This is a genomic window from Cyclobacterium xiamenense, assembly GCF_009467825.1.
Classification (GTDB): domain Bacteria; phylum Bacteroidota; class Bacteroidia; order Cytophagales; family Cyclobacteriaceae; genus Cyclobacterium; species Cyclobacterium xiamenense.
On sequence record NZ_WIOK01000001.1, the window covers coordinates 93,838 to 106,549 of the forward strand.

Consider the following 12,712-nt stretch of genomic DNA (forward strand, 5'->3'; position numbering starts at 1 on the left):
CCTCAGGCCATAAACCCCTCTTCTTTTTCTTTTTCCGTCGCTTCCCGGACTTCAAAAACCTCGCCTTCAAAATGCAGGTTCATGCCCGTGAGTGGGTGGTTGAAGTCCAAGAGCAATTCCTCGCCAAGATCCTTAACGATTTTTGCCTGCATGGGATAGCCGTCTTCGTCTACCAGGGGAAGGAAGTTGCCTTCCTGCAGCATTTCTTCCTGAAATCCCCGCTCCGTGTTAAACTGCGCCTTGGGTACGGAGACAATGAGTTCGTCATCGGCTTCTCCGTACGCTTCGGCTACTTCCAGCACAAATTGAAAGCGATCGCCTTTGGCTTTTTCCTTTAGTTTTTTTTCAAAGGCCTCCGGCAGTCCGCTGTTGCCATAGAGAAAGTAAAAGGGATCCGCCTCGTCCCGTACTTCCACACTAAAGGGCAGTTCCTCAGAAGTTTCATTGGTCACTTTTAGTTCGTAGGTAAGCCCTACGACGGTGTTTTCGTTGATTTTCATAGGTTTTGTTTAGTCTCACAAAGGTAGTGGATAACCTGCAGAATTAAAATTGGCATTCAGGATCAACCGGAAAGCACAGGAAAGTTTTTCCAAAAGTTTTCCTTATTTTCACCCATTCATCTATTTTAGTCCATGTAGCCCTAAAAAATTTCTGTATGAAACAGGTAGCGTTCACGATGAAGTTGATACCCGGAAACGAAGCGGAATACGAAAAGCGGCACCGGGAAATCTGGCCGGAATTAGCCGCACTTCTTCGGGAGGCCGGCATTGCCGAATACCACATCTTCTTGGATGAATCCAGCGGGACGCTTTTCGCCTTTCAAAACCTGAACGAGGACAGTGCCGGAACGGACCACCTTCCGGAGAAACCAATCATGAAAAAATGGTGGGCCTACATGGCAGACCTCATGGAGACCCATGCAGACCAATCTCCCAAAATACTGCCGCTACGCCATGTTTTTTCCTTGTAACGCCTGCCCGCCTATGACAAACCGATACGATTTATTGCAATCCTTACTTCTCCTATCTGCACTTTTGCTGGGCACGCTTGCTTGCAAACAGGAGGACCGTGCGGTTCGCACTGCGGTAAGCGCTGGCGACTGGCCCGAAAAAACCCGCACCTCCAAGCCCTGGACACGCTGGTGGTGGATGGGGAGTGCTGTAGACAAGGAAAATTTGAGTCGCTTGCTGAAAGCCTATGAGGAAGCAGGGCTAGGCGGATTGGAGATTGCACCCATTTACGGGGCCAAAGGATTTGAAGACCGTTTTTTGCCCTACCTTTCCCCGGAATGGATGGAAATGTTGCACCATACGGTGGCTACCGCAGACAGTCTGGAACTGGGTATCGATCTTACACAAGGCACGGGATGGCCTTTTGGCGGTCCCATGGTGGAGCCGGAAATGGCCGCCCAGCGCATGGTGATGCAACAGCATACCTATTCCGAAGCGGAAGGATTGGATCGACCCATTTTGCTGGAAGATACCCGAGCCGCTCGCTTTGACTATGTCCTGCATACGGTAATGGCCTATAAAGAAAACGAATCTCCGGTAAACCTTACCGATCAAATTGACGATTCCGGGAAACTGTCCTGGAGCGCTACTGGAACCTGGAAATTGATCGCTGTATTTCGGGTACAGACGGGGCAACGGGTGAAACGTGCGGCACCGGGCGGTCAGGGTTTTACGCTGGATCATTATTCCTACGAATCTGTCGGCAATTACCTTTCCCATTTTGATTCGGCCTTTGGAGAGAATTTTCCCGGAATCCGGGCATTCTATAACGATAGCTTTGAAGTGTACGGGGCGGATTTTACACAGGATTTTTTTCGGTATTTTCTGGAAAAGCGCGGGTATGACTTACGGGATTACCTGCCCGAGTTGCTGGCAGAAGAACCGGCCGAGCGCAGCAGCCGAGTCAAGTCCGATTACCGGGAGACCATCCATGACATGCTGTTAGAAAACTTTACCGGGCAATGGACCGACTGGGCCAATCAGCGGGGAAAAATGACCAAGAATCAAGCACATGGCTCGCCGGGAAACCTGCTGGATCTTTATGCGCGGGTAGACATTCCCGAAGGCGAAACCTTTGGTTCCAGCTATTTCCCCATTCCTGGTATCCGAAGGGATAGTGCCGATATCCGAAACGTGGATCCCGACCCCATCATGCTGAAATTTGCCTCTTCGGCAGCCCACCTGAGGGGTAAAAACCTGGTGTCCACCGAAACCTTTATCTGGCTGGGAGAGCATTTTAAATCCGCTTTCTCCCAGGCAAAACCCGAACTGGAACAGGCCTTTCTGGCGGGAATCAACCACATGTTTTACCATGGAGTAACCTACTCTCCCGAAGAGGTGGATTTTCCGGGATGGTTATTTTATGCTTCTTTAAATCTGAATACACATAACAGCCTATGGCCCCATTTTAGAGGCTTTAATGAGTACATACAGCGTGTTCAGTCGGTGCTGCAATCCGGAACCCCGGATAACGAACTGCTTATGTACTGGCCGGTGTACGACGTTTGGGCCGACCCGGAGGGGGTATCCAAAATGCTGACCGTGCACGGCATCGATGAGTGGCTGCATCCGACGCCATTTTATAAAGGTTCCAAGCTGCTAATGGAAAAGGGATACAGTTTGGATTTCGTCTCGGATGCCCTGATTGAGGAGTTGCAGGTTACGGAGGGACAGCTGTCCGCAGCGGATGGCGCGTATACCGCGCAGGTACTGGTGGTGCCTGGGCTTCGCTACCTGCCCCTTGCCACCCTGGAGCGACTCCTATCGCTGGCCGAGTCAGGGGCCACGGTCGTTTTTCAGGAGCAGCCTGCGGATGTACCGGGCTTTAAGGACTACGCAGAAAGAAGGGAAGCATTAGAGCGCATCTGGAAGACCCTTTCCTTCGAAACGAGTGCATCTACCCAGGTGGCGACTTTTGGGAAAGGCAAGGTTATTCTGTCGGAAGACTTGCTTCAGGGCATGAAGCTGGCCGGATTGGAACGGGAAACCCTTGTGGATCAGGGGATTCGGTTTATCCGTAGGAATTTGGCCGGTGAACGGTATTACTATTTGGTCAACCATACCGCAGAGACCATCGCTACCCCTATTCCGCTAAACCAGGAGGGAGAAGCCGCTGTGTTGATGGCTCCGGAGCAAGGGAAAGTGGGGTTGGCGGAAACCAGGCGGGAAAATGGAAAACTGTCTGTTCGGGTACACCTGGAACCGGGCGAATCGCTGATCGTGCATGTGTTGCGCAACGAGGGTCAAGGCATTCCGAACTGGCATTACCGGGTTTCAGATCCGGAAATACGTACGCTGGAAAGCCCCTGGAAGCTAACGTTTCACCAAGGAGGACCTGCGTTACCCAAATCCCGGCAATTGCAAAAAATTGGGCCCTGGACCGAGTCGGCGGATACGCTTAGCCTGCATTTTTCCGGGCAGGCCCGGTACGAAACCAGCCTGGACCTAAACCTGGAGCAAGGGGCCCGTTACGAGCTCTCTCTTGGCAAGGTACGGGAAAGTGCCCGTGTTTGGATCAACGGGCAGGAAGTTGGCTTTGCTTTCGGTATACCCTTTCGACTGGATGTAGGAGATTACCTGAAAGACGGGATCAATGAAATTACCGTAGAGGTGGCGAACCTGATGGCCAACCGCATTCGCTACCTGGATCAGCAAGGGGTGACCTGGCGAAATTACCACGAAATCAATTTTGTAAACATCGATTACCAGCCGTTTGACGCTTCTTCCTGGGAAGTAATGCCTTCCGGGCTTGTAGGGCCGGTTACCCTCGAGATCCACCATTAATAAAATTATTGGTTGAAGGCAATCCCAAATTCAATTAATTGAAACGAATTGCACGTTTTGTGGAATATTTAATTAAATTTAGAGAGCACTTGGATGGAAAAGTGCGATGGATTGTAGCTGCTTAAAATAACCTGAATCCCATGATTGAAGTAAAGACCCTCATCCGCCTGGATGAAAATTCGCGAATTCCCAAATACCAGCAAATTGTCAATTCGATAATTGAGGACATCGAAAGTTGCCAGTTGCTGGTAGGAGATAAAATCCCTTCCATCAATGAAATCAGCGAAGAGCATTACCTCTCACGGGACACCGTAGAGAAGGCCTACAATCAGCTAAAGGAAAAAAAGATCATTCTCTCGGTCAAGGGGAAGGGATACTACGTCGCCAAGAATATTTCTACGTCGAAGGTACGTGTGCTGTTTTTATTGAACAAACTCAGTAATTATAAGCTTAAGACGTACAATTCCTTCATTGATAGCATGGGTGCAGATGCGCAAGTAGATCTAACCATTTACCATTGCGATCCCAAACTGTTGATCAATATCCTGAATGAAAACCTCGGGGCCTATGATTATTACGTGCTCATGCCCCATTTTAAAGACGAGAAGCACGCGCATTACAACCTGGATGCTGAGGTGATGAACTGTCTGAAAAAACTACCTGCGGATAAAGTAGTAATCATGGACAATCAGGTGCCCCAATTGGGAGAAAAGGTGGCAGCGATTTACCAGGATTTTAAAAATGACATTTACAACGCACTGTGCGAGGGCATTTTTCAGTTGCAGCATTACGAAAAGCTCATGCTTGTCTATCCCCGCGATACGGTGTATCCCTATCCAAAGGAAATACTCAAAGGATTTAAAAAGTTCTGTCAGGATTTTGATTTTGATTTTGAAATTCTGGAAACCGTCTATTCAGACATGGAATTGCGGGCCAAGGATGCGTACATCGTAATCGAAGAAAATGACCTGGTGAATTTGGTAAAACAGGTCCGGGAACAAAATTACGAATTGGGTAAAGAGATTGGGATCATTTCCTATAATGACACTCCCTTAAAAGAACTTTTGGGTATTACCGTCGTTTCCACGGATTTCAAGCTTATGGGTGAAACCGCTGCCTACATGATAAAAAAGAACAAGAAGGAATCCGTAAAAAACGTGTTTAAGTTTATCAATCGGGGCTCGGTCTAGGATGACTCTGGAGGGATTCCCTACCTCAAGTGACCGGCTCGTCTAGTCGCCGCTGCGCACTGCGGGGGCCAAAGCATGGGTTTGTTGCTTTTTTCAAGAAATTCAAACTGTAATCAAAAATATCAACGAGCTTTTCGCTCCCAACTACCTGAGGAATCGACTCACTATGAAAAAAAATACTAGTCTGGTAGCCCGCTTAAACTCGGTCAATGAATACGAGCAACAGCCCATTCCTACCAATAAGCTAAAGGGCTGGAGGAGTTTTTTGGGAACCTATGCCGGTGAACACACCGCCGGAACGGAATTCGTCATTGGACCGCTATTTGTGGCCCATGGTGCGAGTGCCATCGATTTGGTTACCGGCTTGATTTTTGGAAACATACTGGCGGTGTTGAGTTGGGCTTTTTTGACGGCAAAAATAGCCGTAAAGACCCGGGTTACGCTGTATTATTTACTGGAGCAAATTGCGGGTAAGCGGTTTACGCTGATTTACAACCTGGTAAATGCCGGGTTGTTCTGCTTTTTGGCTGGGTCCATGATCGCTGTAGCCGCCACGGCGGTGGGCATTCCGTTTGATATGGCGATGCCGCAACTCACGGATATTTACCCCAACAACCTGGGATGGGTAGTTACCGTGTTTGCCGTCGGTACCATCACGACCATCATCGCCATGTTTGGTTTCGAACAGGTGTCGAAATTTGCTATGGTCGCGGCTCCCTGGATGATCATGGTATTCATTGCTGCAGCGTTGGCCGTCTTGCCACGGCTCGGAGTGACGGATTTGGGGTCGTTTTGGTCTGTTGCCGAAAGCACCATTTGGACCGGAGTGCCTCTGGAAGGGCAGAGTAAATTTGGATTCTGGCACATTTTGTTTTTTGCCTGGTTTTGCAACATGGCCATGCACATAGGCATGGCGGACCTCTCCTTGTTGCGCTACGCCAAAAAATGGGAGTATGGGTTTTCTTCTGCCACAGGAGTGTTTCTGGGGCATTTTATTGCCTGGATAGCCTCGGGTATTTTGTATTCCCTGTTTTTAATTGAGTCCGAGGGAAGCCTCACGTTTGCCCCGGGCCCCATCGCTTACAGCGCGGTAGGGGTGGCGGGAGCCATTTGTGTGGTCGTTGCCGGATGGACCACCGCAAACCCTACGCTGTATCGGGCAGGCCTGGCCATCCAATCCATCAATCCCCAATGGAAAACCTGGAAGGTAACCTTATTTGTAGGCTTGTTTACGACAATTGCGGCGTGTTTCCCCGCCCTGGTTATGATGCTCCTGGAATTCGTTGCGCTATACGGGCTGATCCTGATGCCCGTGGGCGCCGTCATCTTTATGGATGTGTACCTCTTGGAGAAGATGGGGCTCCAATCCAATTATGCCGCTGTGAGTGGTAGCAGCCTCAATGGTTCCGTAGCCGTCACCTGGTTGGTTACCTTGGTTTTTTGTTTGCTGCTCAATTTGGTCGCAGGGGTGGAAATATTCTTTCTCGGCTTGCCCGGGTGGTTCGTAGCCGTTTTGGTGTATGTCGTAGCCAGTAAAATCAATCAGAAAAAATGAAAAAAATTATCCTAAAACTCCTTTCTTTTATCGGCCTGGGATTAACGATCATTCCAGCCATATTGGTCTTTTCCGCAGAAATGGACACGGATACCTGCAAACAATTGATGTTTTTGGGTACCGTACTTTGGTTTGTGACAGCGCCCCTGTGGATGAATGAAAAGGACGCTGCCTCTGAAGAAGGGTAAATGAACGTGTCGTACCCAGGCCCTTCGAAATTTTTAACCGTTCGGAATTTAATTTGGGTTCGTTTATTTGGAGAGATTCCGATTGTAAAATTTTTATTGTAAGTCGATTTCATTAAATTGATCCTCCACCGAGAAATAGGGTCTCCCAACCATGAAATTCAAGGACTTACGCATTTGGATTTTTATTTTTGGCGGCATGCTGCTGATCGGTGCCTACCTGTACCAGCATTCCAAAACGAACCAGAAGCAACTGGAAACTCAGGGAATCAAGGCAGTCCACCTTGCCAGGCAAAATTTTGTCGAAGCTTTTTATAATTACCACGTTCAATTAGAAGGGTTTTTCAAGCGAAATTTCTACAACTGGGCTGGACCTGAGAAGCACCATGCGGCTTCCCGTATGGTTCAACTAATTGATAGCAAATCAAGGTTTGGAATCAAGGGGATCAAGTCGTTTGAAATGGATCCCACTCACGACCGGTCGGTTCTCCACCATCGGGGGATTTCACTGGCAAAGAAAGATTCTTTGTATGTAATCGGTGTTAAGGGCTTTCGCTTTTTTCTGGACGAGCGAACGCGGCAGGGGACGCTTCCGGAGTTGAGCGCTGAACTTCTGGCGCGTAGCCTCAAAGAAAAGCTGGGAGTCAGGCTGGAGCAAGATTCCCTGTTCGGCAGGGCCTTCGAAGTGGACCACGAGCTTCCGGTGCATGCCTTGATGGAAAATAACCTGCAGAGTTTCTTTTTTGACCGGATGTTTGTGTTGGATAGTTCCGGTACGGCCATTTACCCACGGGATGTCGCCGGATTGACTGTGGTTCCGCTGGATTCCCTCGGTGGGCGTCGGTCGGTGGGCGAGCAAAAACTCAGCCTACAACTCTCTGGCAATGAATACCAGGGTTTTTTGTCGCCGGCAATCATTGGTAATAACGTGTTTTATCTTTTGGGAATCAAAGAAAAAGCCCAATTTGAGCGGGTAGCACTCCGCATCGATTTCAGACTCTTGAGTACCTTTCTCACCTTATTGCTGCTGGTTTTCGTTTCCATTCCGATTATCAGCGTTTTCAACCTGGGTGACGGCGATGTGCTAACGAAAAAACGAGTGATGGGATTGGGACTTTCGTTGATCCTGGTGATGTTGATCCTAGGTTTTTTTTCCTTTTCCCTGGTGCAAAATTACCGCAGCATCTCACCGGCGGATGACTACGTGCGGGATTTAAAGCAGGCTTTTTCTGACGAAATTGATGGTCTAATAGAAAACCTGGGGCGGTTTAGCAGGGAACTCCGCACCCACAATGGAGCTGCAAATTGGGCAGATTCTTTGAATCCCGATAAAAATGCCAATGAATTTCTGGAATTTGATGGTTCAGGAAAAATCCTTAACATGCTCATTCCTGATGCCGATGCGGTAGATGGAACCATTGATTTTGGCGATTTTCCCTTTGTATCCATTGCAAACAGGGATTACGTACAGGAACGACCCAAGGAGCCGGAAAAACACTTTATTAGCGCACACTTCTCCAAATCCACTGGCAACCTGGAGGGGGTAATCAGTAAAAGCCAGGGAGAAATTGGCTATGCGTTGACTTTTCGTTTGGATTCGTTGGCGCCAAAAATCAGTAGGAATCAGCGCTTTTTCGTTTTCAAGCCGGATGGAAAAGTGCTTTTGAAAAGCCAGAAGGTAAATATTCCCATCAATTACCTGCAGGAAGGAATAGGTGCTGAAAAGTGGGATGAGATCAAGACGCTCATCGAAAACAACCGCCATGCCGGAGAAAGTCAGGTATGGAAAACGCCTATCTATGTCAACGGTTACGAATACGAGGCGCTGCTTAGCCGAATACCTTCCGGGCAATTCGTCGCTGAAAACTGGCTACTCTACCTGGAAAATAAAAACCTGCAGCACTCCCTTCACTCTCTTTCCTCCCTGGAGGCGTTGACCGTTTTTATCCCTTACGTATTGGTGTTGGTACTACTGGCACTTTTAACCCTGGTCACCAGCAAATCAAGTATTTACCTCGCATATACTCCCTTTTCCTTTGAGTGGTACAGTCCTTCTCCAACCAAGCGAAACAAATTTCTTTGGCTTAATTTGGTATTGTTTCTGGATCTTTTGCTCTTTGTCGCTGTCTACTTGTTTTTGCCACTGAGTATTTTCAAAATTTTCCTTTGGTCGGCCCTGTTTGCCATCCAATCGGGTACCTGCAATTTTCTACTGCTTTCCAGTTCCCCGAAGGTCCGGCACTTGAAAAATAGCACTGCCTTTTCCATCGCTTCGGTGCTGCTTTGGCTGCTTGCCGCTTACCTGTTGCTTCAGCTGTCCTGGTTGCAATCGATAGATTTTCACCTGTTTTTGACCTTGTTTTTCTTGCTCTTACTTGGGCTATTACAAGTCCTGTGTTTTCGCCTTGCACGTGTACGTGAACTGCCTTCGCTTGCTCCGGGTAGCTGGAAAGGACATGCCGGATTACAACGGATACACCAACGGCTTAGTGACTTTTGGAACCGTCTCACCGGAGTGCCCGTTGATAAACGGGTCTATGCCCTGAATTTTCTGTTATGGCTACTGATAATCGGGTTTTTGCCGGGATATTTTATCCACAGACAGATTTTCAGCCAGGAGCGTTTCATCTGGAACTTGGTGGAACAAGACGAGCCGTACCAATTGGATGTGCCCAAGGAATCCAATAACAAGGTTTATTTTGGTTTGATCAAGGTGCATGAAGAATTTAGGCGAACCAACTTTGGCAGGTTTTCCAACCACGAAGATGAATTGATTCGCAATTTTGTGGCACCCCCACACGAGGTCATGGTGCAAGCTTTTCATATGCCGCCAAACTTTAGCTTCAAAGAATTCCTATCCACGAGAGGTTTTCTGCAAATGCTGAAAGGGAATCTCCTGGTTTTGGTTGGCTTGGCCGTGGTACTTATCTGGTTTTTTCAGATGATCATGCGCCTCGGAAATAAAATCTACCTTATCGACTACCATTTTACTCATGGTATAGCCTTGCTCCCCGAACGTTCCCGCAAGCAGCAGAAAAGCTTTATTATCGGGGTGGATGCTGCCCAGAGCAGGAACTGGATCCTCAGGCAGTTTGGCCTGTCCGAGCACCAGGTGTTGCGGGTAAATGCGGTTTCGGTCCCGACAGAAATGCCCGATCCGGAACCCCTGCATCAGGCGGTAGTTTTTGAAAATATTCATTGCCTGGAAGGAGCCGACGGCCTGCTGGAGGCAGTAAGGACGTTTCAACACGTTTACAATGACAAAAACCGGTGGCTTTTCGTTACCTCTGGAAAGCCACTACAGGAGATCATCCAGCCCAATACCGCCCGATCAAAGCGCCTGCTGATCACGGAGATTTTCTCTGACTTTCTCTTCCAATACGTCCCATTGGATTTTGAAAGCAGTTCCATCTCGCTCCCGTTTCCCGGTCAGGCGTGGGAATCCATGGACAAAACGGAGCGGGAGGTGTTAAAGATGCAGGTCGGCAGCAGGCTATTCAACGACGAGAAAACGCAGGAGTTAGCCGCTGAAATTTCCTGCAGTCCTCATGCAGCCGTGATCGCTACCCTCATTACGGAGGAGCTTTCCAGAGATCCGCTGGATGAACCGCTTTCTCAGGAGCGTTATGAAAAGTGCATTTTGTCCATCCAACGGTACAACAAAGCCTATTTTATGAATATATGGGCCGAATTGAGCCTGAAGGAACGCAAGATGGTGTACAATTATGCCAAAGAAGGGTTCATCAATTTTTTTAATAAGGAAACCATGACAGCGCTGATCCAAAAGGGCATTATCAAAATGAATGCGGAACGGGACCGACTGGTATTGTTTAGCAATAGCTTTCGGAATTTCGTCTGCCTTTTTGTGAGTGACGCTGACGTGGAACGATTCAAACAAGACGAACGGAAATCAGGCAACGCCAAAATGATACAAGCGGCCGTATTTAGCTTTGTATTGATTTCCATCGCCTTGATCAGTTTTTACGACCCCACCATTCTGAACGAAACATCGGCCTACATCAGTGGAGTACTGGGATTGGTAGGGACCGTGTACAGTTTACTTGCCAAAGGGTTTTCCAAGGCTCCGGAACTGGATCAACCGTAGATTGCTTCTTATTTTGGTATTGTTCTTGTTAAGGTACGGTCCACAGGGCATCCTCACCGTAGTGTATTTGGCAGGAAATTTAACAAAAAGGATATTATTCTGAACTGTTTGGTGTACGGTACCATTTGTTGCAAAAAAATACAAAAATGATTGCGTTATTTTATTCGATTCGATACATTTGAAAATGCGATACGTTTTTATTGACCTTAAATACCACAATATGGGATAAAACTCTACGTTATTTAAACATCAGTTTTATGAGTAAAAGGGTAGGACCTAAAGACAGTGAGTTAATCTCACAATACAGAAATGGAAGTGAGCTTGCTTTTGAAAGGCTGGTTGACAAGTACAAAAACAAGGTGTACACGACCATTTTGATGATAGTGAAGGAGCAGGGAGTGGCAGAAGATTTATTGCAGGACGTATTCGTAAAAGTAGTACAGACACTCAACTCTGATCGGTATAACGAAGAGGGAAAATTCCATCCCTGGATCATGCGTATAGCCCACAACCTGGCGATCGACCATTTCCGGAAAGTGAAGCGGCACCCCATGGTGGTGATGGAAGACGGATCAAATGTGTTTAATACCCTGCATTTTGCGGAAGAAAATGTGGAGGAGATCAAGGTAAAGGATGAAACCTATGCATTGGTTAGGCAGTTGATCGAAGAGCTTCCCGAGAGTCAAAAGCAGGTATTGATCATGCGGCATTACATGGATTTGAGTTTTCAGGAAATTGCCGAGCAGACGGGAGTTAGTATCAATACCGCCCTTGGGCGCATGCGGTATGCGCTGATCAATTTAAGGAAAAAACTAAAACAAATAAATATCGCCTATGACCAAATCTTTTACCCAAAGTGATCTGATAAGGTATCTTTATCAGGAAATGACGGAGGAGGAAAGTGAACAAGTGGTACAAGCCCTGCGACACCAACCATTTTTGATGCAAGAGTACATGGACTTGTTGGACACCCTGGAAAACTTGAATCACCTAGTAGTAGAACCCTCCGAAAGCATCGTAAACGCCATTAAGAAAAAGGCCCGGTCTCAAGGACTGGAAAAAGTGTAACACCAACAAAAAAGATTATTTCCTATCCACGGCTTTCCGTGGGTAGGATTTTTTATTTCTGTGGTTTCAATCGAAAAGATGTAGTAGTTTCGGGCATATAGAAATCACCTTGAACGACAGCGGATATGTTAAAAAAAGAAAGGTATCGGGCCTTCGTTGCACATTTCACGGAAAATATGCCCGTGGCAGAAACAGAACTTCACTACGAGACACCCTATCAGTTGCTGCTGGCAGTCGTTTTGAGTGCCCAATGTACCGATAAGCGCATCAACATGGTTACTCCGGCTCTTTTCCGGGATTTTCCCACCCCGGCTCACCTGGCAGCCAGTGATTTTGACCAATTATTTCCCTACCTGCGGTCGGTTTCCTATCCCAATAACAAAACCCGCCATTTGCTTGGATTGGGAAAGATGCTTGTGGAAGAATTCGACGGAGAGGTGCCTGAAACGGTCGAAGCGTTGGTGAAGCTACCCGGAGTAGGTAGAAAAACGGCCAATGTCATCACCAGTGTCATTTGGAACCAACCCAATATGGCGGTGGATACACATGTTTTTAGGGTTTCCAAACGACTGGGCCTGGTGCCCCAAAGTGCCAAAACTCCACTTGAAGTAGAAAAACACCTGATTCGTCACCTTCCCAGCGAAGTGGTTCATAAAGCACATCATTGGCTGATCCTTCACGGACGGTATACCTGCGTTGCCCGGAGTCCCAAATGTGAGGCCTGTAGCATCACGGCTATTTGCCGCTACTACGAGAAAAGCGGGGGGTCGTTGGCAATGGGAAAGCCTTCCGTTTCCAAATCCGTAAAAAAATAG

General features: G+C 47.7%; 10 protein-coding genes. 9 read left to right on the plus strand and 1 reads right to left on the minus strand.

Annotated elements, in window-relative coordinates; all coding sequences use genetic code 11:
- Positions 1–2 precede the first annotated feature (2 nt).
- Positions 3–500 carry an FKBP-type peptidyl-prolyl cis-trans isomerase gene (locus tag GCU44_RS00400; RefSeq protein ID WP_154852298.1) on the minus strand — a complete coding sequence of 166 codons (498 nt, stop codon included), beginning with the start codon at positions 498–500 and terminating at the stop codon, positions 3–5.
- A gap of 155 nt (positions 501–655) precedes the next feature.
- Between GCU44_RS00400 and GCU44_RS00405 the strand changes: the two genes are divergently transcribed.
- From GCU44_RS00405 to nth, 9 genes are all read left to right on the plus strand, one after another.
- On the plus strand, positions 656–970 hold the full coding sequence (locus tag GCU44_RS00405) for an L-rhamnose mutarotase (RefSeq protein WP_092172236.1): 315 nt from the start codon (positions 656–658) through the stop codon (positions 968–970).
- 13 nt (positions 971–983) lie between these two features.
- A complete protein-coding gene (locus GCU44_RS00410; protein ID WP_154852301.1) occupies positions 984–3,794 on the plus strand; it encodes a glycosyl hydrolase in 2,811 nt (936 codons plus the stop codon).
- 140 nt (positions 3,795–3,934) lie between these two features.
- The gene (locus GCU44_RS00415) at positions 3,935–4,984 is read left to right on the plus strand and encodes a GntR family transcriptional regulator (protein ID WP_154852304.1); all 1,050 of its coding nucleotides are present in this window, start codon (positions 3,935–3,937) and stop codon (positions 4,982–4,984) included.
- A 166-nt stretch (positions 4,985–5,150) separates the two neighbouring features.
- A complete protein-coding gene (locus tag GCU44_RS00420; protein WP_092172245.1) occupies positions 5,151–6,539 on the plus strand; it encodes a purine-cytosine permease family protein in 1,389 nt (462 codons plus the stop codon).
- The gene (locus tag GCU44_RS00425; RefSeq protein WP_092172248.1) at positions 6,536–6,727 is read left to right on the plus strand and encodes a hypothetical protein; all 192 of its coding nucleotides are present in this window, start codon (positions 6,536–6,538) and stop codon (positions 6,725–6,727) included. Before GCU44_RS00420 ends, GCU44_RS00425 begins: the two co-directional genes overlap by 4 nt.
- 151 nt (positions 6,728–6,878) lie before the next feature.
- Positions 6,879–10,829: a hypothetical protein gene (locus GCU44_RS00430; protein ID WP_154852307.1), complete on the plus strand. Its 3,951-nt coding sequence runs from the start codon at positions 6,879–6,881 to the stop codon at positions 10,827–10,829.
- A gap of 257 nt (positions 10,830–11,086) precedes the next feature.
- On the plus strand, positions 11,087–11,689 hold the full coding sequence (locus GCU44_RS00435; protein ID WP_092172254.1) for an RNA polymerase sigma factor: 603 nt from the start codon (positions 11,087–11,089) through the stop codon (positions 11,687–11,689).
- Entirely contained in the window at positions 11,664–11,897 is a 234-nt protein-coding gene (locus GCU44_RS00440) for an anti-sigma factor (RefSeq protein WP_092172257.1), read from the plus strand. Before GCU44_RS00435 ends, GCU44_RS00440 begins: the two co-directional genes overlap by 26 nt.
- 125 nt (positions 11,898–12,022) lie before the next feature.
- Positions 12,023–12,712, plus strand: coding sequence for an endonuclease III (gene nth, locus GCU44_RS00445; RefSeq protein WP_154852311.1), 690 nt, complete (start codon positions 12,023–12,025; stop codon positions 12,710–12,712).

What these genes read in the sequence shown, in the direction of transcription:
- GCU44_RS00400 (WP_154852298.1), bottom strand. Translation starts at nt 500, where the DNA reads ATGAAAATCAACGAAAACACCGTCGTAGGGCTTACCTACGAACTAAAA.
- GCU44_RS00405 (WP_092172236.1), top strand. Translation starts at nt 656, where the DNA reads ATGAAACAGGTAGCGTTCACGATGAAGTTGATACCCGGAAACGAAGCG.
- GCU44_RS00410 (WP_154852301.1), top strand. Translation starts at nt 984, where the DNA reads ATGACAAACCGATACGATTTATTGCAATCCTTACTTCTCCTATCTGCA.
- GCU44_RS00415 (WP_154852304.1), top strand. Translation starts at nt 3,935, where the DNA reads ATGATTGAAGTAAAGACCCTCATCCGCCTGGATGAAAATTCGCGAATT.
- GCU44_RS00420 (WP_092172245.1), top strand. Translation starts at nt 5,151, where the DNA reads ATGAAAAAAAATACTAGTCTGGTAGCCCGCTTAAACTCGGTCAATGAA.
- GCU44_RS00425 (WP_092172248.1), top strand. Translation starts at nt 6,536, where the DNA reads ATGAAAAAAATTATCCTAAAACTCCTTTCTTTTATCGGCCTGGGATTA.
- GCU44_RS00430 (WP_154852307.1), top strand. Translation starts at nt 6,879, where the DNA reads ATGAAATTCAAGGACTTACGCATTTGGATTTTTATTTTTGGCGGCATG.
- GCU44_RS00435 (WP_092172254.1), top strand. Translation starts at nt 11,087, where the DNA reads ATGAGTAAAAGGGTAGGACCTAAAGACAGTGAGTTAATCTCACAATAC.
- GCU44_RS00440 (WP_092172257.1), top strand. Translation starts at nt 11,664, where the DNA reads ATGACCAAATCTTTTACCCAAAGTGATCTGATAAGGTATCTTTATCAG.
- nth (WP_154852311.1), top strand. Translation starts at nt 12,023, where the DNA reads ATGTTAAAAAAAGAAAGGTATCGGGCCTTCGTTGCACATTTCACGGAA.